Raw genomic sequence first — 20,514 nt, 5'->3', positions numbered from 1 at the left:
TTCATGGCGGTCTACACCGACGTCAACGAAGGCGAGCTCGGCGCGTTCCTCAAGGACTATCCAGTCGGCGATCTCCTGTCCTACAAGGGCATAGCCGAAGGCACCGAGAACTCGAATTTCCTGCTGCACACGACCAGCGGCTCCTACATCCTGACGCTCTACGAAAAGCGCGTCGACAAGGCCGACCTGCCGTTCTTCCTCGGCCTCATGAGCCATCTCGCCAGGAAGGGCATTTCCTGCCCGCTTCCGGTGACCGCGCATGATGGCGACGTCATCGGAACGCTTGCCGGGCGGCCGGCGGTCATCATCACCTTCCTCGAAGGCGTTTCGCTGCGGCGGCCGACATCAGCGCACTGCGGCGAGGTCGGCAAGGCGCTGGCGGCGCTGCATCTGGCCGGCGCCGACTTTCCGATGACCCGTCCGAATGCCCTTGCCATCGATGGCTGGCGCAAGCTGTGGAGCGCCTCTCGCCCTCGCGCCGACGAGGTCGAGCCGGGACTGGCGGCCGAGGTCGATGCCGACTTCGCCGATTTCGAGCGGAATTGGCCGAACGGCCTGCCGGAAGGCATCATCCATGCCGATCTCTTCCCCGACAACGTCTTCTTCCTCGGCGAGAAACTGTCGGGGCTGATCGACTTCTATTTCGCCTGCAACGATCTCTACGCCTATGATGTCGCTACCTGCCTCAATGCCTGGTGCTTCGAGAAGGATTTTTCCTTCAACCTGACCAAGGGCACGGCGCTGCTTGCCGGCTACCAAAGCGTGCGGCCCTTGAGCGGCGAAGAGAAAGCTGCGCTGCCGATGCTGGCGCGCGGCTCGGCACTGCGCTTCATGCTGACCCGGCTGTACGACTGGCTGATCATTGCCAACGGCGGGCTGGTCGTGAAACGCGATCCGACCGAATATATCAGGCGTATGCGTTTCCACCGGGCGATCAAATCTCCTTCCGAATACGGACTGACATGACCAAGCGCGTCGAAATCTTCACCGATGGTGCCTGTTCGGGCAATCCGGGGCCTGGCGGCTGGGGGGCTGTCCTGCGCTTCAAGGGCGTCACGAAGGAACTGTCGGGCGGCGAGGCTGCTACCACCAACAACCGCATGGAACTTTTGGCCGCCATCTCGGCGCTCAATGCGCTGAAAGAACCCTGTGCGGTCGATCTTTATACCGACAGCAACTATGTCAAGGACGGCATTTTCAGCTGGATCGACGGCTGGAAGCGCAACGGCTGGAAGACCGCTGCCAGGCAACCGGTGAAGAATGCCGAACTGTGGCAGGCGCTCGACGAGGCGCGCAACCGTCATCAGGTGATCTGGCATTGGGTCAAGGGCCATGCCGGCCATCCGGAGAACGAGCGTGCCGACGAATTGGCGCGGCTCGGCATGGCGCCGTTCAAGAACAAGACGGCCAGGCCCGCGCCCGTTTCGGCTGGGGAAAACACTCAAGCCAAACAGCCGGCAGCCAGGAAACTGCGCCGCTCGACCCAAAGCTACTGACCAGTCTGGGCTACTGACCAGTCTGGACTACTGACCAGTCTGGTCCGCCATATTCAGCGGATCAGCAGCGCTGTGCCGAAAAGTCCGAGCGCGAACACAGTATGCGATACGAGGTTGAGGGCGCGGATCTGCATCGGGTTGGGGCGCTTTGACGCGGCCCAGCCGGCGCCCATGCCGGGCGCCAGCAGGAACCAGCCGGCGCCTACGGTGACGATGCCGAGAATGAAGGCCGGCAGGAAGGTCGGCGCGGCCAGCCACGCCGCTCCCGCCAAAACGGCCAGGATGATGCCGTAGACGATGCCGACAAAATAGTGGAAGGCCCAGCCCAGCGCCGATTCATGCGCATAGGGTGCTGCCTCGCCGATATCGTCATGGAAGACCTTGCCGTCCCTCAGGTGCCAGACCCAGCGACCAACCAGTCCCCAGTTCGGCCGTGGCTGAGCAAACACCGTGTTCAGGAAAATCGCCCAGAGGTCCATGAGTGCCGTGGCGCCGATGCCGATCGCCACAGCGCGCCAGAAGTGGTCAAACATCATTGAGGTCCCCTAAAAGCAGGCAATTCCCGAACAGCGTTCTTTGCACGCCCAATTGGACGCGCGGCTGCCGAAACGAGCGCGATCGTCAGGCCGAAGGACCGCGGCAACCTCGGCCTATGCTGTCGCCAAAACGGAAAGCTGTCCGAGAATGTGAGCAGCACCGGATTCATCAACGCCGGGCTTTGTCTCGACGTTGAGCGCGGCGACCTTGCCGTCGTCGACGATCATCGAAAACCGCTTCGAGCGCAGCCCCATGCCACCGCCGGAAAGGTCGGCGTCGAGACCGATCGACTTGACGAAATCGCCATTGCCGTCGGCAAGATAGAGGATCTTGCCTTCACCGCCGCTGAAGCGGGCCCAGGCGCCCATCACGTGGACATCGTTGACGGCGACGACGGCGATGGTGTCGACGCCGCGCGCCAGGATGGCGTCGTAATTGTCCAGAAAGCCGGGCAGATGGTTGTTGGAGCAGGTCGGCGTGAAGGCGCCGGGAACAGCGAACAGCACCACCTTCTTTCCCGAGAAAATCTCGGCCGTCGTGATCGCTTTTGCGCCGTCGGCAGTCATCGTCTTGAAGGTCGCTTGGGGCAGCTTGTCGCCAACGGCAATCATCATCGTGGTCCTCGTTTTGACAAATGGAAGGGAGTGTCCTTGCGATAGCGAATTCAGCCGTTTCCCGCAACTGTCGGGGGTGGCCGGAGCAAGGGATGTTCGATCTGAACATCCTTTGCTGGGGATCAAGGGAAGGGCAGCAGGCCTTCGACGGCGCCGGCCGCAGTTGTCAGCGTGTAGTAAAGTCCGCCATCCGTCGGCGTCGTCGTCGGCCTGTCGAGGATCGGCACGGTAAACACCAGCTTGCCGTCCTTTTCGCTGCGGGCCGGCACGCCGAACATGTAGTCGCGCTCACCGGCGACGAAGAAATCCGCTGCTTTGGGATTGCCCGGAAAGCTCGCCTCGACAACCAGTGTCGCGCGGTCGCCCGGCAGGATCTTGACGCCGAAATCGGGTCTTGCGGGAGCAGGCAGCGTTGCAAGCGCCGCCTTCACCAAAGCGGCGTCTTCGACATTGTCCGGATCGGAGCCCGGATCGATGGTCAGCTTTGTTTGCACCGGGATGCAGATCGTCTCACAAATTCCGAGAAAGATATCGGCAACGATGACGGCTGGCTCGTTCGGCGCCGACAGCGTGAACGTTACCGGCAGCGAAACCGGATGGTCGTAGCCGGCCCACTTGCCGGAGCCGTCGTCGTGGCGCTGGGGTGGCGGAAACGAAAACGTCGCGTTGACAATGTTGGTGCTGGCCGAGATATCGATTTGCGGCGGCACGCCCGCGTCGCCCGGATCGCGCCAGTAGGTTTTCCAGCCAGGCTCGAGCGAAATATCGAGGACGCCATGGATGCGTCCGGCTGTGTCGGGGTTGCCGCTGGTCACAAGGCGTACTTTGCCGCCTTCGCTTTCGTACCAGATCGACGAGGAGGCTGCGGCGGGAAGACCGGTTCCACATCCGACAGCGGCGCTGAGCAGCAGGACTTTCAAGCTTTGCATGGCGGTGATTTGAGTGTCCGTTCATGGCTGCGCAATGACTTCATGGCGTCGCTGCTATCATATTTGCGTGACCTCGGGCACAGCTTTGTGTGATCTCGGGCACAGCTTTGCGTGCCTTGGATGCACATCTGCGACCAAATCGCGCGCGGCGCATCTTTTCGGCGCTCCAGAAACGCGTTACGCTCCCCTCATGGACTTGTTGCGCCACAAGAAGATGGCTGCGGGACGCGGCTTTCTCGACGACCAGTTCCTGATTGCCATGCCCGGCATGAAGGACGACCGCTTCACGCGCTCCGTCATCTATATTTGCGCGCACAGCGACGAAGGCGCGATGGGCCTGGTCATCAACCAGACACAGCAGATGCTGTTTCCGGATCTGCTCGTGCAGCTCGGCATCATGAACGAACAGGAGGCGATCCGCTTGCCCGCGCAGGCCCGCGACTTCGTCGTCCGCAACGGCGGACCGGTGGACCGCAGCCGCGGCTTCGTCCTGCATTCGGGCGACTACCGGGTGGAATCGTCGCTGGCCGTCTCCGACGACATTTGCCTGACCGCGACCGTCGACATATTGCGCGCCATTTCGTCGGGCCGCGGGCCTCGGCACGCGCTGATGGCGCTCGGCTATTCGGGCTGGGGCGCCGGTCAGCTGGAAAGCGAAATCGCCGAGAACGGTTGGCTGACCTGCCCGGCAAATGCGGAGCTTCTGTTCGATACCGACATCGAACGCAAATACGACCGGATACTCGCTTCGATCGGTATCGACCTCGCGCATCTCAGCCTGGCCGCCGGTCACGCCTAATGCATGTCGCGCAAAAGCATGCCCTCGGGCTTGACCCGAGGGTGTGTAGCGGTTTTGCGATAGCGACATGCATAAAACGACAACCTAAAGCGCGTCGCGTGAGGCCGATCAACGCGACGCGCTTTAGAAGTGAAAACCCGATACCTGGCTGGTTACCGCCGCATTGCCATCGCCAGCCGTTTGCCCAGATCGTAGACGAGATTCTCGAAACCCGACGTCCAGGACAGGTCAGCCTGTTTCACGCGCGTTTCGACATCGCTGTATTTGCCGATGCGGGCTTCCAGGAAGGAGCGCAGGCGCTGGTGAAACTGGCCGACGGTGAGCTGTTTTCCCTCGGCCTTGAAGATCGCAATATTGAAGCGTGCCGCCTTGGGGAAGATTGTGCTGGCCGTGGCATTGGGCTTCTCATCGGCATTCGACAGGAGCGCTGCTGCCCCGTTGGTGCCAAGGAAATGGGGGAGGTAGAGATCCCTTTCATCCATGGCCTTCTCAAGACGAGCTTCGATGCGTTGCTTGGCCGCAAGAAGGTTCTTGGCCGCAAGTGCCGCCGACAGATAGGGATCGCGCCTGAATTCAAGGATGCGCTGTTCTTCGGCCTTGTCCTCGACGAAATGGTATTCGCGTTTGCCCTCGGGGCGGGTCCGTATCAGTTCCGCTTCGTCGCCCAGGCCGAATTCTGCACCGTGCTTCTTCACCGCCTCGAGCCATGTCTGGTCGAGGAATTGCATAAGACCAAGCGCCGACCCTTTAGACGGGCGATTGTTGATGTCGAAGGAGGATTCCTTTTCGGCGATCGCAAAAAGCGTATCGGCAGGAAATTGGGTGTCCTTGGCTGCACGAAGGATTTCGCTGGCGATGTGCTGCGACACCTTGTACTCGCCGAACTCGTGCATCGACATGCCGAGGACGATCTGTTCCGCGCCTTCGGAAAGGATGGAGACGGTGCCCTTCAATGCCTGGGCCAGCGTGCGTTCTCCCTCGCGTCCAGAGGTCGATATGGTGTCTGGATCGATGATGTCGAACTCGGGCGCGGCCGAGGGGAAACTCAGAGCCGAGAACGGAACAGCAGTGGCAACCGCGGCTTCGGTCACGCCGTTGACCAGGACTCCCGAATAGACCGGCCATGGCATGGCCGCCACGGTCGCCGCCAGGCCAAGCACCGCCATCCTTTTCGACAAAGGCCGTCCGCCCGAAAGGACGAAGGCTCCGCAAGCAAAGAATTCAAATGTTCTTTGGAGTGACGCCAGGTCCCCCTCCGTTCCTTGTCTAGCCGCCCAGATATTTTGGGGCAGGTCTATTTCCAACGTTGAGCCGTCAACGTCGAAAAAGACAAGAAGAACGGTCAGTGCTTCATTCAACTAGTCATGGATAATGGCGGCACAATGGCCACAGTGCGGCAAAATAATTCGAAATGTAAAACAAGCTGGTTTTAATCGAGGGCTGCGTAGCCGATGCGTTGCTTGTGAAGCCTCTCGATTGGCGAGCAGAAATTTCCCTGAGGTGGTCTGCCCTCGACCTCAGCCGGGCAATCCTTTCGGTTCTCGAACGGCAGATTGTGAATGAGCAGCCATTCTCGGCACAATACTCGATCGAACGAGTTCTCCGTTGGTGAGAGATCATTTAGCCTTTGGCTGTCGCCAGATTGGTGCTGAGCTCGAAGGCCAGTCCCGACCCGATGGTGTACGGCTTCAGCACGGGCGCACTCTCGCTCACGATCGCCTCCACGACGCGCTTGCGTTCCTGATCACCCAATTCCTTGGCTAAGGAACTCATCCCGACCAGCGCCATCGTATTCAAGTGCAGGAAACGTACGCCTTCCCCGAAATGGATGGTGAGCGAAACAATCCTCGATCGGACCTCGTGGAAGCCGGCGTCTCGCAGCAGCGCCTCAAGTGGAGCCGCTTCCCCGAAGCTGTACCGTTGATCGGCGATGGCGCCCAAATGGCGCTCCGCGACGCGGCGCAGGTCGCGAAAGAACGGGATTTCGTCGTCCGGGCGCCACGTGGCGATCGCCAGCCTGCCGCCCTTCGTCAGCGCGCGGCGCATCTGCGCCGCCGCCGCGGGTTTGTCAGGAAAGAACTGCAGTCCTTGCTGGCAGACGACCACGTCGAACGTCTCACCACTACGCAGAGGCAACTCGCCGGCATTGCCCTGGCGCCAGTCGATGGCTGGTTCTACAGCCCGCGCCACGGCAAGCATGTCCGCGCTGACGTCGACACCGACGATATATCCGGCTTCACCGAGCCGCTCTCTTGCAACGCGCGCCACTATTCCTGTTCCACAAGCGATATCGAGTACGCGATCGCCCGAAGACAATTCCAACTCGTCAAGAGCCATCTCGGCCCATGGACGGAAGAGAGGGCCGACGAGCCATCGCTCGTACATCTCCGGGAAACTTGCCTGACTCATTGCATAACTAGGCAGGGTCGCCGTTGCTTCCATTGCATCCTCCAATCTCAAATCGTGCCACGCGGCGGCTGCGGGTGGTCAGGTCTGCGTAGGCGATGTGGCCAAGAAGATTTCGCTCCAGCACTTGGTTGGACGGCGCGTCCGGTTTCTGCAGGTACGTCCTCACCGAAGAAACGCCTGCGTGCGAATTCGGAGGCCGGTGCGGCTTCGGGGCCGGCCATGAACGTGTCGGGCATTCGATCGGGCTCTGCGGCGATCAGCGGTAGCACCCGCATCCGGCGAGCATCCGCTGCGGGGCCAGTCTCGAGAAAGAACGTCGTATACCAGTCCTCGGTGGCGTGAATGGCAGCGTAGCCGCGGTCGTGGCCAGCGGCATATGTGCGGCCTGCCCGATCCCAGTCATCGTTGGCGAGTAAAATATCGCGGAGCAGGCGAACGTCCCGTACGGCGAGGGAAAGTCCTTGTCCCCACGACGGGTCGCTCGTTGCCGCAGCGTCGCCGATCAGCGCGACGCTATCGCGGTACGGCCGCTCCACCCAGGTGTCCGCGCCTTCGAAGGTCGCAAGCGGACCGGCGCTGCGTGCGCCCTCGAACAGTTCCTGTCGCACCCCCGTACATATCGCGTCCTCGATGAACCGCGGGACGTTCCGCTGCCCCCGCAGCGTCCGGTCCCCGCGCGACGGGAATACTACGTACGCCCGCACCCTTCCGCCGCCTTGAGGAATTAGGATCGATGATTGGCCTAATTCAGGATTGATCACCATTAGCGTAGTGTCCTGCGCCAGGGAGGTCATTCCCTCAAACAGCACTCCCGCGATGCGAAGCCGCGGCGGGTCCCGTCGCGGGGCGAATCCACCCCATCGCCGCACCAGCGAACTTCGGCCATCCGCCCCCACGATGAAGCGGGCGGCAACGATTTCCACCCGGCCAGACCCTTCGAAAGTTACCTTGGCTGGATGACCGGGCGAAATGCCGGTGGCGCGAACACCGCGCCGAACTTCGGCTCCAGCCTCAGCGGCCGAGCGCAAGAGCGTCTCCTGCACCTCGGGGTGATTGAACGTCAATGTCGCCGTGCGGCCCGGGGTATCTGTGGCGGTATCGCGATGCCCGATCTGGTCGTGGCCGAGAAAATCGTCCCACCACCGGTTCTCCGTGGCGCACTTCGAAAGCAGGAGCCTCCGCAGGCCCAGTGTTTCGAGTTCGGCGGCGCCCCACGGAAACAACGCTTCTCCGCGGACGCGATCCTTGAACCGTGTCTCCCGCTCTAGCACTAGGACTCGCACGCCGCGCTCGGCCGTCACCTTGGCTAACGAAGCTCCTGCTAGTCCGCCGCCGATCGTGACGATGTCGTATGCGTTCGTCATCACACTGTCTCCTGGCCAGCCGTCTCCTCGTTCATTCCCGCCGTCTAAGCGGGTCGGCGCCTCGCATCTCGAGGACACCGACAAGGCGCTCCGCATAACTGGGCAAGGTCGCCGTTGCTGGCATGGTTTTCTCCAATCTCAAATCGTCACACGCGTCGGCTTGCGGGTGGTGAGGCTTGCGTAGGCGATGTGGCCAAAGAAGGTTCCCGCTCCTACCCGGCGGCGCGCTTCCGACTTCAAGGCGGCCGCCGTTGCTTCGCCGATCGCGCCTGACGCATGCAGAATATCGGCGCCTCGATCGATAACGGATAGCATATACGCGCCGCCGCCGGTTTCCGCGTAGCCGTGGCTTCGGAAGTCCGCCTTCTCGAATCCGCTGGCACGTATGAGCGATGGAAGCCGGCGCATCAGCCAGCGGTCGTTGACCGAGTTGGCCATCATGGCAGCGACGCATGTCTGCAGCGGATCGTGATCATCGAGCGCGACTGTCGTCGTCGCATAGTCGCCGTCAAACACCGCGAGCGAGCCGCCCGGCCGCAGCACGCGGTGGGCCTCCGCGAGCGCTCGCTCTGGTCCCGGGACGTGTGAGAGAGTTGAATCGAAGACGACGACGTCGAACGCGTTATCGCCGAACGGGAGAGATCGTCCGTCGGCTTCCTGGAAGGTCACGTTGGCAAGGATGGAGGCCAATCTTTGCGCCTCCCGGATCAGCGATGCCGCCGGGTCGATGCCCACGACCGCTTTGACGTTGGGCCAGCCTGCAAGTACCCGCGTCAGCACGCCTGTTCCGCAGCCCACATCCAGGACGTGCGCCCGTGTGGGAAACTTGATGTCGGAAAGAAAGGCGCGCCGCATGGCCCGTTGTTGCGGGTCCGCGCCTCGTGTCTCGAGGACGCCGGCAAGGCGCTCCTGCACGGAAGACTCAAGCTCGGCAACAGTGGCCCAGACGTCAGGCACCAGATCACCCTAACCAATGAAAACTCTTTTGGGAGCACGAGGGGCGCCAGCTTCTCTCCATGCTCTCCGGTCAAGCATACAAGCACCGCGGGCGCGCAAGAAATGCTATTGTCTCATCGGCTTGATGACTGATGGGCATCAGGGGAAATGCGCCATGGAGATGCATGAGGTCCGATACTTTCTTGCCGCTTGCGAGACCTTGAACTTCCACAGGGCCGCGGCGCAGTGCCATGTCACACAGTCGGCGCTCACGCGGGCGATTCAGAAGCTGGAGGCGGAGCTTGGGTCGCATCTGTTCCGCCGCGAGCGCAACGGCGTCCATCTCTCCGACTTCGGGCGGCTGATGCGACCGCATCTTGAAGAGATCCTGGGGCGCACCAAGAACGCACAGGAGGTGGCACGAAGCTTCCTCAGACTCGAAGCCGCATCGTTGATGTTAGGTGTAATGTGCACGATCGGCCCGTTACGCTTCGTGGGGTTCCTGAACGCGTTCCGCGCCTCTCACCCAAGCATCGAGATAAGCGTCGTCGAGAGTGTTCCTTCCCGGCTCGGCGAACTCCTCCTCAATGGCTCGCTCGACATCGGTCTCATGGCGCAACCAGGTCCCTTTGATCCACGGCTGAGCGTGGAGCCGATATATCAGGAGCGGTTTGGGCTGGCCTTTCCAACCGGCCACCGGTTCGAGCAGCGAAACATACTCCATGTTGCCGATGTTGCCGGCGAGCCCTATCTCGATCGCATCAACTGCGAATACGCCAACCATATCGACGCACTTTGCGTCGAGCGCGGCATCAATATTCAGGTCGCCTACCGGAGCGAGCGGGAGGACTGGATCATGGCGATGATTGCAGCCGGCATGGGAGTCTGTTTCGCGCCCGAATTCTCGGCCATGCTGCCGGGTATCTGCCACCGCCCGGTCGCCGATCCGGACGTCGTGCGCCAGGTTTCGCTCGTTTTCGTTAAGGGCCGCTCCCGTTCACCGGCTGTCTCAACGTTTGCCTGGGCAGTTCGCAATTACGATTGGAGCTCGAAAGCAAACGAAGCAGTTATGCCCTAGCGGGACGACACGGCGATTTCCGATGGGACCGACTGCTCGAGGCTGCCTTTCACATCAATCAGCTTCGCCGCGTGCAAGGGCCGCCGCCCGCTCCAGACTCACGCCCTTGACCAGGGGGTCTGCGTGCCGATGCACCAGGCGCCATTCCGTCTCTTCGCGGCGATAGACCAAGGTAACCCGCAGCGGCCAATCCTGGGCCGGCAGACCGCCGACCTCGACATGCGGGCGTTCAATGATCGCGAGGACCACCATGTCGGCGGAACCATAGGCTTGAAGAAGTTCGTGCTCGAAGGTCCCGTTCTTGAAAAAGCGGCCCATCGCTTCGATCCGCTCCGCAGTCAGTTCAGAAGCCCGCGTGGGCTTTCCGCCGAATGGAGACATCAGCAGGAAGTCCCCGGTATGTGGGATCACCTCGTAGTACTTCGTTATCTCCCCGCGCATCAGCGCCGAATTTGCTTCCGCAGAACGCTCGACGAGATCGGCAACCGTCTGGTCCATGGCAGGCTCCGCAAGAGCCTGTGCCGAGGCGTTCGTTAATCTTGCAGTTTCTGACAATGCCACGCCAGCGCTTGCTGCGGCGAGAAGGGAACGTCGTGATACTGGCATGCGGGTAGCTCCTGCATCTGTTTCCGATGCGGAAGCGCGCCTTGCGCTGCTCCGCTTGCTCAGGAGATCGCACTTCGATGATACTGAATCCAGTGATATGATTTCACCGACATGCTGAACAGAATTGATCTCAACCTCCTCGTTCTGTTTGAGATCGTGCACGACGAGTGCCACGTGGGCCGAGCGGCCGAAAGGTCGAATCTGACGCATCTCAAATCAGCAAAGCTCAAGCCTCAGCGCTAAACGCCTAGCCTGGCCAATCGAACGTCTGGGCAGCTCGGACCATTGCCGCCGTCGCCGGGCTATAGGGCCGGCCCGGAATGCTAGCCAGGGACACCGTGCGTGCCACCGCGGGTTCGATCAGCGGACGCTGCAAAAGTTCAGGCGATGTCACCGAATATTCAGGCATGAAGGCGAAGCCGATCCGCGCCAGCACCATTGATTGGATCCAATCCTCGCGCTCGGAACGAAAGCGGGCATAAAGGCTGACGTTTCTTTCCCGGCACGCACCCATTACCAGGTCCCGCATTTCGCAGGACAGACGATCGACATAGGGTTCTTGAGAGAGATCGACCAACTTGATTGCATTGAGGCTCGCAAGCCGATGGTCCGGCGCGAATACGACGACGTAACGCTCACTGTAGAGATCATGGACGCGGAACGCCGCTCCCAATCCCTCCAGCGGATTGAGAACGGCAACATCGAGATCGCCTTGCTCGAGCCTGTTTTTCAGTTCCTGGACGCTCGCCTCGCTAACTTCAAGCTCGACGCCATGATAGTCGCGCTGGAACTTTGCGAGGAACCGGGCGAGTTTCACATGGCCGATGGTCGACATGACGCCGAGGCGGATCGGCACCTGGTTGAGCAGCCTGAAATTGTCGGCAAGCGTTCTGGTTGCGTGGGCCTCCTGTATGATCTGCTGAAGATGCGGCAGAATGGAGCGCCCGAACTCACTCAGGAAGACGCGCTTTCCCTCGCGGTGGAACAAGGGCGCGCCAAGCTCATCCTCGAGCGTCTTGACCGCTTTGGTGAGCGCCGGCTGAGACACGTTGCAATCGGAGGCGGCTTTGGTGAAGTTCAGCATCTTCGCGGCGGCAAGCACGTAGCGGACCTGAAACATCTCCATGGCGAGCCCTCCCGAGGCGGTTCCACGAAACGACATTGTAATCCTTTCATCGATAACTGTCGGCTATCGATCGATAGAAAAGATGTCGTTCTCTTTCGCCCGCAGCTGCGTTCAACTCCTGTGGTCACTGTTCACAGGAGGAGATCTGGAAATGACTGTCTACATGGTGGAACGCGACCTCAAGGGCATCAGCATGGAAGCTCTGGGAAATGCGCAGAAGGCGGCGATCAGCAAAGCCGCCGAGATGACCTCCAACGGCACCGACATCAGTTATCTGCGCTCGACCTTCGCACCGGAGGACGGGCGCTGCATGTGCCTGTTTGACGCTGCCTCCGATGTCGACGTGAAGCGTCTAAACGACGATGCGGGGCTGCCCTATCACAGAATCGTGCCGGCGCTCGATCTTACCCCATAGGGCCGGCGCGACCGGGCTCGTGATGGCTATCCGGGCCCGGTGTTCTTGCGGAGTTATGCAGCGCGCCAGTTTGAATCTTTGGAACGACGGAAGGGCCAAGACGTTCGTGCTGCATCCGCCAGCCACACGCGTTGCCAGGAGAGTCGGAGCATGTTTGGCAATTCGGGCACCTTTCCTCTGCCTCGCCTGCTTGAGCGTCGTGTGGACAGCCTTGCGCAGTCGTTCATGCGCCAGCGGCTCGGATCGCAGATGGACTTCTCGACCCCGCAGGGCGAGCCGGCGCTGTTGCCGCCCAACTCGGCGTCGTGGCGTATTTTCAAGAACCCGGTTGCGCTGTTCATCGGCGGGGTTACGGCAGTGCTGCTCGAATTGGCAGAGCCGCGGGTTCGCGACGCCATTTGGCAGCACAGCACATTCCGCTCCGACGCGCTCCGACGATTACAGCGCACCGGCCTCGCCGCCTTGGTCACGGTCTACGGTCCCCGGACCAAGGCCAAGGCCATGATTGAAGGTGTGGTCAGGACGCATGGGCGCGTTTCAGGCCAAACCAGCGAAGGTGAGCCATACCACGCCACCGACCCGGAGTTGCTGGACTGGGTGCAAGCGACGGCCGGGTTTGGCTTCATGGAGGCCTATCACGTCTATGTCCATCGTCTGCATTTTTTCGAACGGGATGCGATGTTCGCCGAGGCTCGCCCCGTCGCGCTTCTCTATGGTGCGGTTGACGCGCCCACGTCGCAGGCCGAGCTTTACGCGCTGTTCGACGCGATGAGGCAGAGACTCGTCGCATCGCCGATCGTCCTGGAATTCCTGCAGATCATGGAAGACGTTCCCGTCTTGCCAGGAATGGCTCGACCGCTTCAGCGGCCATTTCTGAAGGCGGCTGTCGAGATCCTGCCCCGCTGGGTCCGCAAGCGGTTGGCACTCGGCGACCACTGGACGTTGAAGCCGTGGGAGCGTGCTTTTGTGAAGACGACGGCTGCAATCTGCGAGCGCATCGTGCTCCCTTCATCTCCGGCCGTCCAGTCGTGCCGTCGCCTCGGTCTTCCCGAGAACTACCTCTATCGCCGACAGGAGGCACCTAGACACGAGCAGCACGGTCGCGATCATGCGGGATTTGATGCCCGCATAGGGGAAAGCGACGGGTTAAAAGTGCGGCAATGGCCGCCCTAAGGGCGCGTACCTCGTGTTGGGGAATGTCCAGTGAAGGGCCCGAAAGCGACGATCAGCGGAGCCGGAACTTCCTGTCATTTCGACCTGGCAGGCTGTCGGACATGCTCCGCTGGTAGCCGCCCGGCAAGTTCCCTCGCGATCCTGTTCAGGGCGTCGCGAGGCCGGTCCCGCGACGGGCCGCATCGACGCTCCACGCGCCGCCTCCCGCGAAAAAGAAGTACAGGAAAATGAAGCAGTAGAGGATTGACGAGTCGCCCTCGTTGACAACCGGAAAGAAGCTTTGCGGCGCATGCGCCATGAAATAGGCGACCGCCATGTTGCCGGACAGAATGAACGCGACGGGCCGGGTGAAGAGTCCGAGGGCAAGCAGCGCGCCTCCGATCAGCTCGATCAATGCCTGGATCACAATAAGCCCCGACAGTTGCATCGGCTCGGGAGCGGGCGGAAAATTGAAGAGCTTTTGAGTTCCGTGCTCCAGAAACAGCAGCGCCGACATGATCCTCACGACGCTTAACCACACCGGAGCCCAGGCAGAAATCTTGTCGAAATTCATCAGTTGGGCCTCCATCATGACCCGGTGATTGCGGGCAGCAGGCTGAATTATCAGCGGGTCAGCTCTTCGCACCGATTTCGCGAAGTCGGTATGATGCACAGCGCGAGCCGTAAACCAATACTCCCAGTTCACAGTCGCGTGACCGCCGGTCGTACTTTTGATGGAGTGCCGAGCCGCGGGAGCTGAGACCTTGCCGATGCGCTCCAGCGGGTGCCAGGCTCATGCCGCCCAAAAAGCGCAGCGGTTTTGGGACAACGACATGAACAGGATCAAGCCCGGGTCAGCGGATACTGTTCCTTCAGCGTCCTCAGCACCTGATCGCCGGGCATCGGCGCGCCGAACATGAAGCTCTGCACATATTCGCAGCCCATCTGGCGCAGCTCGAGCGCATCGCTTTCGTCCGAAATGCCCTCGGCCACGACCGAAAGGCCGAGTTCATGCGCCATGTTGACCATCGATTTGAGCAGCACCGCGCGCTTCGGTGTGGTGTCGTCGACAAAGCTCTTGTCGATCTTGATCGTGTCGAAGGGAAAGCGCGTCAGATAGGCCAGCGATGAGTAGCCGGTGCCGAAATCGTCCAGCGACAGGCCGATGCCAAGCTTCTTCAGCTTGTTCAGCACATGGGCTGTCTGCTCGGGATTGTCCATCACCAGCGATTCGGTGAGCTCGAGTCGGAAACAGCGCGGCTTCAGATTGGCCCGCGCGATCACCGAGCGAACGTCGCTGACCAGATCGCGGCGGATGAGCTGTCGGCTGGACAGGTTGACCGAAACCGACAGCGGCGCGTCGCCGATCTGCTTTTGCCATCCCGCCAGATCTTCGGCGGCCTGCTGCATGGCGAACAAGCCAAGCTGCACGATCAGGCCGCAGCTCTCGGCGACCGGGATGAAATCGCCTGGCGGGATCATGCCGCGACGCGGATGATCCCAGCGCAAAAGCGCCTCGAAGCCGGCAACACTGCCGTCTTCCAGCCGCACGATGGGCTGGTAGGCGAGTGTGAATTCGCGCCGTTCGATGGCGCGGCGCAGGTCGGACTCGAACTGCAGCCGGTCGGTGCCGACGGTGCGGAAGGCGGGTCGGAACGGCTCGATCCTGTCGCCGCCAAAACGCTTGGCCTGGTGCATGGCAAGCTCGGCGTCCTTGACCATGTCCTCGGCCGAACTCTGCGCCGAGGTCCAGGTGACCAGACCGATCGAGGCGGTCAGCACGATCTCGCGTTTGGCAAAGGTGATCGGATTGTTGATCGCATGCTTGATGGCATCGGCAACGGCTGCGATGCGGGCCGGGTCCTGCTCGGAAAGCAGCATCAGCGCGAACTGGTCGCCGGCAAAGCGCGACAGCGAATCCTTCGGCTTGAGCAACCGGTGCAGCCGGCGCGCAACAGTGAGCAGGATGGTATCGCCGGCCGAGATGCCGAGCCCGTCATTGACCTGCTTGAACCGGTCGATGTCGATGACGAAGACGGTGGGACGGACCTTCTCTTCGGTGCGCGCGATCGAGATGATCGCCTCCAGCCGGTTCATAAGCAATTCGCGGTTCGGCAGCCCGGTCAGATTGTCGTGCACGGCGTCGTGCAACAGCCTCTCCTCGGACTTCTTCTGCTCCGTCACGTCGACCATGGTGCCGACGCAGCGGATGACCTCGCCGTCCGATCCGATCACCGGCCGGGCGCGCAGCGAAAACCAGTGATAGTGCCCGTCGGCGCCGCGCAGGCGGAAATTCTGCGACACCCGGCCGCGCCGGTGTTCGAGCACCACGTCGAGCGTCGTACGGAAGGTGTCGCGGTCGTCGGCATGGAGTACCGGCAGCCAGTTGCGGGCAGCGCCGCCCAGGCTGTCGGGCGCAAGGCCAAGCTGGATGCTGACATCCGGCCTGGTGACGACGCGGTCGCGCATCACGTCCCAGTCCCACACCGTGTCGCCCGATCCGGCCACGGCCAGCGCCTGCCGTTCGAGATCGGAGAACAGGCCCTGATGCAGCGCACCGCCGGCAAAGGCGTGCTGCATGACGGTGAAGCCGATGAGCAGGATGATGAGGATCAGCCCGCCGCCCAGTGCCGGCTGGGCGATGTCATTGTCGAGCATGCCGGTGATCGCCATCCACGACCCGCATAGCCACAACAGGACCATGACCCAACTGGGCACCAGCATGATGGCACGGTCGTAGCCGCGTATGCCGAGGAAGATGATCAGGCCGAGACCGGTCAGCGCGGTGGCGGCGAAGGACAGCCTGGCGATGCCGGCGGCGACCGCCGGGTCGACGATTGCAACGCCGGCGATCAGCAGCAGCCCCAGAATCCAGACCAGAGCGCCGTAGCTGAAATGGCCGTGCCATCGGTTAAGGTTGAGATAGGCGAACAGGAACACCACGAACGTCGCTGCAAGCGCCACCTCCGTTCCGGCCCGCCACATCTGCTCGTTGCCGGGCGATATTTCCAGGACCTTGTTGAGAAAGCCGAAATCGATGCAGATATAGGCGAGCACCGCCCAGGCGAGTGCTGCGGTTGCCGGGAACATCGAGGTCCCCTTGACGACGAAAAGGATGGTCAGGAACAGCGCCAGGAGGCCGGCGATGCCGATGACGATGCCGCGAAACAGCGTGTAGGAATTGACCGAATCCTTGTAGGATTCCGGCTCCCAGAGATAGACCTGCGGCAGTTTGGGCGACGCCAGTTCGGCAATGAAGGTGATCACCGTTCCGGGGTTCAGCGTCACCCGGAACACGTCGGCGTCGGGGCTGCTCTGGCGGTCGAGCGCGAAGCCCTCGCTGGGCGTGATCGCGGCAATGCGCGTCGAGCCGAGATCCGGCCAGAAGATACCGGAATTCACCAGCCGGAAATGCGGTGCGACGATCAGCCTGTCGAGCTGCTGGTCGGTGGTGTTGGCAAGCGCGAACACCGCCCAGTCGCCGGTCGAGCGCGCATCATTGGCCTCGACCTCGATGCGCCGCACGATGCCGTCCGGTCCCGGAGCAGTCGACACCTGAAAATTCTCGCCCTGGTTGCGGTAGATTTCGACGGCGCCCGAAAGGTCGAGCGCCACATCGTCGCGGGCAATCTTGATCGGTTCGACGGCGAAGGCCGAAGACGCCGTGCAGAGCACGACGATTGCCGTCAGCACAAAGGCGAACAACGACCCGATTCGCAGGAAATTCGTCAAAATCAGTCCTTCGTTTCCGCGCCCGGCGGATCGTCCTCGATCCGGGCGTAGAGGTAGTGGTCCTGCCAGATGCCGTTGATCCTGAGATAGGATCGGAGAAGTCCTTCGCGCCGGAATCCGGCTTTTTCAAGCACGCGGATCGACCGGGCGTTGTCGGGAATACAGGCAGCTTCGATCCGGTGCAACCTCAGCGTATCGAAGGCGAAGCGCGTCACCACCTTGACCGCGTCGGTCATCAGGCCACGGCCGCTGTAGCGCTCGCCGATCCAGTAGCCGATATGGCCGCTTTGCGCGACGCCGTGGCGGATATTGCCGAGGGTGATTCCACCGACAAGCTTGCCGTTGCCTTTGTCGAAGATGAAGAAGGCTATGGCCGTTCCCTGCGCATAGTCTTCGCGATAGCGGCTGAGGCGATGCCGCCAGGCCGTGCGGTCGAGCTCGTCGGGGTTCCAGCGCGGCTCCCACGGCTCCAGGAAGGCGCGGCTTTCCCCGCGCAGCACCGACCATTCACGATAGTCGTTGGTCAGCGGCACGCGCAGCGTGACCCGGTCACCCTTCAGTGCCGGCAGGTCACGGCGAAAGAAAGGGAGCGCGAACATGACGCTTTGATGGACTTAGCCGGCGAGCTTTCGGGCCGTGGTCTGCGTGCCCGAAAGCGACTCGAGGACCGCCTCATAGGGAGCGAGCGTGCCCACCGGTCCGACGGCAGTCAGCGTCGGCTTGGTCGAAAACAGCCGTGACGACAGGTCCGTCAACCGCTCGACCGTCAGCGCCGACAGCCGTTCCATCAGCTCTTCCTTGGCGATCGGCCGGCCGAACAGAAGCATTTGCCGGGCGATCTGCGAGGCGCGGCTGGCTGGGCTTTCGGCAGACATGATCAGGCCCGCACGGTACTGGGCGCGTGCCCGGTCGAGTTCCTCCTGCAGGATGGTCTCGCCGACCTTCTGCAACTCGCCGATGACCACCGGCACCAATTCGGCGATGTCGCTCTGCCCGGTCGCGGCATGGACGCCGAATATGCCGGTATCGGAAAAACCCCAGTGGAAGGCATAGACCGAATAGCACAGCCCGCGCTTTTCGCGGACCTCCTGGAAAAGACGCGACGACATGCCGCCGCCAAGGATCATCGACAGGACCTGCGAGGCGTAGAAGTCGCGTACATGATAGGCGCGGCCCTCGAACCCCAGCACGATCTGCGCGTCCATCAGGTCGCGGTCCTCGCGGAAATCGCCGCCGACATATTGCGCATATTGCGGCATGGTGTTGTCGGACTTGCTGCGGAAACCGCCGAGATGCTTCTCGACCTCGCGCACGAAGTTGTCGTGCTTGATGTCGCCGGCGGCAACGATCACCATGCGCTCGGCGCCATATTGCCGTTCGATGAATTTGTGCAATTGCTTCGAGGTGAAGGATTTGACGGTTTCCGGCGTGCCGAGGATGGAGCGGCCGATCGTCTGGTGCCGGAAGGCCGTCTCGGTGAAGTGGTCGAAGACGACGTCGTCGGGCGTATCGTGTGCGGCGCCGATCTCCTGCAGGATCACATGCTGCTCGCGCTCCAGCTCCTGCGGGTCGAACTCGGATTCCTGCAGGATGTCGGACAGGATATCGACGGCCAGGGGCACGTCGTCGCTCAGCACCCTGGCATAATAGGAGGTGGTCTCGACACTGGTGGCGGCATTGATCTCGCCGCCGACATCCTCGATTTCGGAGGCGATCTCGAAGGCGCTGCGCCTTCTGGTTCCCTTGAACGCCATGTGTTCAAGCAGGTGGGCCATTCCGTGCTCTTCGCTACGCTCATTGCGGGCGCCTGATTTGATCCAGGCGCCAAGAGCGACGGATTCGAGGCTTGGAAGGGTTTCGGTGGCGACTGTCAGGCCGTTCGACAGACGGCTTACCTCAACACCCATATAGCTGATACTCCCTAATTTGCCGCCCGCGTGTGGCGGCTAACATAATCTTCCATCATTTTCAGGTCGGATGGAAGTACCGTGTATTTTTCCTCTGAAGTCATCAACCCGCCTAGCCATGCGGGCAGGGCAGGCGACACGCCGCTGGACGCTTCGACGGCGGCGGGGAACTTTGCCGGATGGGCGGTGCCCAGCACCACCATCGGCACGGCATTGGTGGCTTTTGCAACCGCAACGTGCATGGCCGCGGCCGTGTGCGGGTCGAGCAGATAGTTGCTGGCTGCTAGCGTCGAGCGGATCGTGGCGGCGACTTCGTCCATGGTCGAACGGCCGGCGTCGAATTCGGAGCGGATCCTGGCGATCTCGCCGGCTTCGATGGTGAAGGCGCCGGACTGCTTGAGGCCGCTCATGTAGCGCCGCACGGTAGAGGCGTCGCGGCCGGCCGCCTCGAACAGCAAGCGCTCGAAATTCGAAGAGACCTGGATGTCCATCGACGGCGACGTGGTCGAAAAGACGCCTTTCGTGCGGTACTCGCCGCTCGACAGCGTGCGCGCCAGAATGTCGTTGTCGTTGGTTGCGATGATCAGCCGCTCGATCGGCAGCCCCATCTTCTTGGCGGCGTAGCCGGCGAAGATGTCGCCGAAATTGCCGGTCGGCACCGTGAACGAAATCGGCCGGTTGGGCGCGCCGAGCGACAGCGCCGATGAGAAGTAGTAGACGATCTGGGCCATGATGCGGGCCCAGTTGATCGAATTGACGCCGGACAGCGATACCCGGTCGCGAAAACCGTGATCGTTGAACATGTCCTTCACCAGGCCCTGACAATCGTCGAAATTGCCGTCGACCGCCAGTGCATGGACATTTGCGGCGATGGACGTCGTCATCTGCCGCTGCTGCACCGGCGAGACCCGGCCGTGCGGGAAAAGAACGAAGATGTCGGTGCGGTTGCGCCCGGCGAAGGCATCGATGGCGGCCCCGCCGGTATCGCCGGAGGTGGCGCCGACAATGCTGGCGCGCTGGTCGCGTTCGGCAAGCACATGGTCCATCAGCCGGGCGAGAAGCTGCATGGCGACGTCCTTGAAGGCAAGCGTCGGGCCATGGAAGAGTTCCAGAACGAACATGTTCGAGCCGGTCTGCACCAGCGGGCAGACCGCCTCGTGACGGAACGTCGCATAGGCTTCGCGCACCAGGCGTTCGAACACCGGCATCGCGATCTCGCCGCCGAGAAACGGCGACAGCACGCGGATGGCGAGGTCGGGATAGGCAAGGCCGCGCATCGCGCGGATCTCAGCTGCCGAAAACTGCGGCCAGGTTTCAGGGACATAAAGTCCGCCATCGCGCGCCAAACCCGCCAGCACAGCGTCGGAAAATCCAAGCACGGGCGCTTCCCCGCGGGTACTCACATAGCGCATCG

At 61.9% G+C, this 20,514-nt stretch carries 20 protein-coding genes and 1 pseudogene; 7 read left to right on the top strand and 14 right to left on the bottom strand.

Going from position 1 to position 20,514, the window contains the following annotated elements; genetic code table 11:
- The first annotated feature begins 3 nt into the window (after positions 1 to 3).
- Both AC0L17_RS02845 and rnhA read left to right on the top strand, forming a co-directional pair.
- Positions 4 to 966, top strand: a complete 963-nt coding sequence (locus tag AC0L17_RS02845) for a homoserine kinase (protein WP_473514688.1) — start codon at positions 4 to 6, stop codon at positions 964 to 966.
- A complete protein-coding gene (rnhA, locus tag AC0L17_RS02840; protein WP_023799316.1) occupies positions 963 to 1,496 on the top strand; it encodes a ribonuclease HI in 534 nt (177 codons plus the stop codon). Before AC0L17_RS02845 ends, rnhA begins: the two co-directional genes overlap by 4 nt.
- Positions 1,497 to 1,549: 53 nt before the next feature.
- On the opposite strand, the gene AC0L17_RS02835 is transcribed toward rnhA, so the two are convergent.
- The 3 genes from AC0L17_RS02835 to AC0L17_RS02825 all read right to left on the bottom strand — a co-directional run bounded on the left by AC0L17_RS02835 (position 1,550) and on the right by AC0L17_RS02825 (position 3,576).
- The gene (locus AC0L17_RS02835; protein WP_128245673.1) at positions 1,550 to 2,029 is read right to left on the bottom strand and encodes a DUF2938 domain-containing protein; all 480 of its coding nucleotides are present in this window, start codon (positions 2,027 to 2,029) and stop codon (positions 1,550 to 1,552) included.
- Positions 2,030 to 2,146: 117 nt separating this feature from the next.
- Positions 2,147 to 2,647, bottom strand: a complete 501-nt coding sequence (locus AC0L17_RS02830; RefSeq protein WP_128179878.1) for a peroxiredoxin — start codon at positions 2,645 to 2,647, stop codon at positions 2,147 to 2,149.
- A 122-nt stretch (positions 2,648 to 2,769) separates the two neighbouring features.
- Positions 2,770 to 3,576 carry a protein-disulfide reductase DsbD domain-containing protein gene (locus tag AC0L17_RS02825; RefSeq protein WP_473514687.1) on the bottom strand — a complete coding sequence of 269 codons (807 nt, stop codon included), beginning with the start codon at positions 3,574 to 3,576 and terminating at the stop codon, positions 2,770 to 2,772.
- A 190-nt stretch (positions 3,577 to 3,766) separates the two neighbouring features.
- Here AC0L17_RS02825 and AC0L17_RS02820 point away from each other — a divergent pair, with 190 nt between their 5' ends.
- The gene (locus AC0L17_RS02820) at positions 3,767 to 4,375 is read left to right on the top strand and encodes a YqgE/AlgH family protein (RefSeq protein WP_023799312.1); all 609 of its coding nucleotides are present in this window, start codon (positions 3,767 to 3,769) and stop codon (positions 4,373 to 4,375) included.
- A gap of 152 nt (positions 4,376 to 4,527) precedes the next feature.
- On the opposite strand, the gene AC0L17_RS02815 is transcribed toward AC0L17_RS02820, so the two are convergent.
- The 4 genes from AC0L17_RS02815 to AC0L17_RS02800 form a co-directional block, all read right to left on the bottom strand.
- The gene (locus tag AC0L17_RS02815) at positions 4,528 to 5,553 is read right to left on the bottom strand and encodes a transglycosylase SLT domain-containing protein (RefSeq protein ID WP_473514686.1); all 1,026 of its coding nucleotides are present in this window, start codon (positions 5,551 to 5,553) and stop codon (positions 4,528 to 4,530) included.
- Positions 5,554 to 5,995: 442 nt separating this feature from the next.
- On the bottom strand, positions 5,996 to 6,817 hold the full coding sequence (locus AC0L17_RS02810) for a class I SAM-dependent methyltransferase (protein WP_473514685.1): 822 nt from the start codon (positions 6,815 to 6,817) through the stop codon (positions 5,996 to 5,998).
- A gap of 14 nt (positions 6,818 to 6,831) precedes the next feature.
- Positions 6,832 to 8,148 (bottom strand): FAD-dependent oxidoreductase, encoded by a 1,317-nt coding sequence (locus AC0L17_RS02805; protein ID WP_473514684.1) that lies wholly within the window; start codon positions 8,146 to 8,148, stop codon positions 6,832 to 6,834.
- A 138-nt stretch (positions 8,149 to 8,286) separates the two neighbouring features.
- Positions 8,287 to 9,105 carry a methyltransferase domain-containing protein gene (locus AC0L17_RS02800; protein WP_473514683.1) on the bottom strand — a complete coding sequence of 273 codons (819 nt, stop codon included), beginning with the start codon at positions 9,103 to 9,105 and terminating at the stop codon, positions 8,287 to 8,289.
- Positions 9,106 to 9,259: 154 nt separating this feature from the next.
- On the opposite strand from AC0L17_RS02800, the gene AC0L17_RS02795 reads away from it, so the two are divergent.
- The gene (locus AC0L17_RS02795) at positions 9,260 to 10,162 is read left to right on the top strand and encodes a LysR family transcriptional regulator (RefSeq protein ID WP_473514682.1); all 903 of its coding nucleotides are present in this window, start codon (positions 9,260 to 9,262) and stop codon (positions 10,160 to 10,162) included.
- 54 nt (positions 10,163 to 10,216) lie between these two features.
- On the opposite strand, the gene AC0L17_RS02790 is transcribed toward AC0L17_RS02795, so the two are convergent.
- Positions 10,217 to 10,660, bottom strand: coding sequence for a nuclear transport factor 2 family protein (locus AC0L17_RS02790; protein WP_473514681.1), 444 nt, complete (start codon positions 10,658 to 10,660; stop codon positions 10,217 to 10,219).
- Between the two features lie 219 nt (positions 10,661 to 10,879).
- Here AC0L17_RS02790 and AC0L17_RS02785 point away from each other — a divergent pair.
- Positions 10,880 to 10,975 (top strand): annotated as a pseudogene (locus AC0L17_RS02785) (LysR family transcriptional regulator); the annotation flags it as partial.
- 40 nt (positions 10,976 to 11,015) lie between these two features.
- Here AC0L17_RS02785 and AC0L17_RS02780 read toward each other — a convergent pair.
- Positions 11,016 to 11,894 carry a LysR family transcriptional regulator gene (locus AC0L17_RS02780; RefSeq protein WP_473514680.1) on the bottom strand — a complete coding sequence of 293 codons (879 nt, stop codon included), beginning with the start codon at positions 11,892 to 11,894 and terminating at the stop codon, positions 11,016 to 11,018.
- 151 nt (positions 11,895 to 12,045) lie between these two features.
- Here AC0L17_RS02780 and AC0L17_RS02775 point away from each other — a divergent pair, with 151 nt between their 5' ends.
- Together AC0L17_RS02775 and AC0L17_RS02770 are read left to right on the top strand one after the other, a co-directional pair.
- Positions 12,046 to 12,309 (top strand): DUF4242 domain-containing protein, encoded by a 264-nt coding sequence (locus AC0L17_RS02775; protein WP_091595957.1) that lies wholly within the window; start codon positions 12,046 to 12,048, stop codon positions 12,307 to 12,309.
- A 150-nt stretch (positions 12,310 to 12,459) separates the two neighbouring features.
- Positions 12,460 to 13,482, top strand: coding sequence for an oxygenase MpaB family protein (locus tag AC0L17_RS02770; RefSeq protein ID WP_473514679.1), 1,023 nt, complete (start codon positions 12,460 to 12,462; stop codon positions 13,480 to 13,482).
- 145 nt (positions 13,483 to 13,627) lie between these two features.
- Here the strand turns inward: AC0L17_RS02770 and AC0L17_RS02765 are convergent, their stop codons facing one another.
- The 5 genes from AC0L17_RS02765 to thrC all read right to left on the bottom strand — a co-directional run bounded on the left by AC0L17_RS02765 (position 13,628) and on the right by thrC (position 20,512).
- The gene (locus tag AC0L17_RS02765) at positions 13,628 to 14,035 is read right to left on the bottom strand and encodes a DoxX family protein (RefSeq protein ID WP_473514678.1); all 408 of its coding nucleotides are present in this window, start codon (positions 14,033 to 14,035) and stop codon (positions 13,628 to 13,630) included.
- 269 nt (positions 14,036 to 14,304) lie between these two features.
- On the bottom strand, positions 14,305 to 17,193 hold the full coding sequence (locus tag AC0L17_RS02760; protein ID WP_473514677.1) for an EAL domain-containing protein: 2,889 nt from the start codon (positions 17,191 to 17,193) through the stop codon (positions 14,305 to 14,307).
- 2 nt (positions 17,194 to 17,195) lie between these two features.
- The gene (locus AC0L17_RS02755) at positions 17,196 to 17,792 is read right to left on the bottom strand and encodes a GNAT family N-acetyltransferase (RefSeq protein ID WP_091595953.1); all 597 of its coding nucleotides are present in this window, start codon (positions 17,790 to 17,792) and stop codon (positions 17,196 to 17,198) included.
- 15 nt (positions 17,793 to 17,807) lie between these two features.
- Positions 17,808 to 19,100, bottom strand: coding sequence for a M16 family metallopeptidase (locus AC0L17_RS02750; RefSeq protein WP_287217482.1), 1,293 nt, complete (start codon positions 19,098 to 19,100; stop codon positions 17,808 to 17,810).
- 14 nt (positions 19,101 to 19,114) lie between these two features.
- A complete protein-coding gene (gene thrC, locus AC0L17_RS02745) occupies positions 19,115 to 20,512 on the bottom strand; it encodes a threonine synthase (RefSeq protein ID WP_473514676.1) in 1,398 nt (465 codons plus the stop codon).
- Positions 20,513 to 20,514: the final 2 nt, after the last annotated feature.

The sequence above is a fragment of the Mesorhizobium sp. WSM4829 genome (assembly GCF_055811475.1).
The sequence above is the reverse complement of the archived record's forward strand: the minus strand, read 5'-3'. Positions and strand labels throughout refer to the sequence as shown.

Excerpts from the sequence above, each read along its gene's own strand:
- rnhA (WP_023799316.1), top strand. The coding sequence starts at position 963 with ATGACCAAGCGCGTCGAAATCTTCACCGATGGTGCCTGTTCGGGCAAT.
- thrC (WP_473514676.1), bottom strand. The coding sequence starts at position 20,512 with ATGCGCTATGTGAGTACCCGCGGGGAAGCGCCCGTGCTTGGATTTTCC.
- AC0L17_RS02775 (WP_091595957.1), top strand. The coding sequence starts at position 12,046 with ATGACTGTCTACATGGTGGAACGCGACCTCAAGGGCATCAGCATGGAA.
- AC0L17_RS02790 (WP_473514681.1), bottom strand. The coding sequence starts at position 10,660 with ATGGACCAGACGGTTGCCGATCTCGTCGAGCGTTCTGCGGAAGCAAAT.
- AC0L17_RS02765 (WP_473514678.1), bottom strand. The coding sequence starts at position 14,035 with ATGAATTTCGACAAGATTTCTGCCTGGGCTCCGGTGTGGTTAAGCGTC.
- AC0L17_RS02780 (WP_473514680.1), bottom strand. The coding sequence starts at position 11,894 with ATGGAGATGTTTCAGGTCCGCTACGTGCTTGCCGCCGCGAAGATGCTG.
- AC0L17_RS02845 (WP_473514688.1), top strand. The coding sequence starts at position 4 with ATGGCGGTCTACACCGACGTCAACGAAGGCGAGCTCGGCGCGTTCCTC.
- AC0L17_RS02750 (WP_287217482.1), bottom strand. The coding sequence starts at position 19,100 with ATGGGTGTTGAGGTAAGCCGTCTGTCGAACGGCCTGACAGTCGCCACC.
- AC0L17_RS02830 (WP_128179878.1), bottom strand. The coding sequence starts at position 2,647 with ATGATGATTGCCGTTGGCGACAAGCTGCCCCAAGCGACCTTCAAGACG.
- AC0L17_RS02795 (WP_473514682.1), top strand. The coding sequence starts at position 9,260 with ATGGAGATGCATGAGGTCCGATACTTTCTTGCCGCTTGCGAGACCTTG.
- AC0L17_RS02835 (WP_128245673.1), bottom strand. The coding sequence starts at position 2,029 with ATGTTTGACCACTTCTGGCGCGCTGTGGCGATCGGCATCGGCGCCACG.
- AC0L17_RS02820 (WP_023799312.1), top strand. The coding sequence starts at position 3,767 with ATGGACTTGTTGCGCCACAAGAAGATGGCTGCGGGACGCGGCTTTCTC.
- AC0L17_RS02755 (WP_091595953.1), bottom strand. The coding sequence starts at position 17,792 with ATGTTCGCGCTCCCTTTCTTTCGCCGTGACCTGCCGGCACTGAAGGGT.
- AC0L17_RS02770 (WP_473514679.1), top strand. The coding sequence starts at position 12,460 with ATGTTTGGCAATTCGGGCACCTTTCCTCTGCCTCGCCTGCTTGAGCGT.
- AC0L17_RS02810 (WP_473514685.1), bottom strand. The coding sequence starts at position 6,817 with ATGGAAGCAACGGCGACCCTGCCTAGTTATGCAATGAGTCAGGCAAGT.
- AC0L17_RS02825 (WP_473514687.1), bottom strand. The coding sequence starts at position 3,576 with ATGCAAAGCTTGAAAGTCCTGCTGCTCAGCGCCGCTGTCGGATGTGGA.
- AC0L17_RS02805 (WP_473514684.1), bottom strand. The coding sequence starts at position 8,148 with ATGACGAACGCATACGACATCGTCACGATCGGCGGCGGACTAGCAGGA.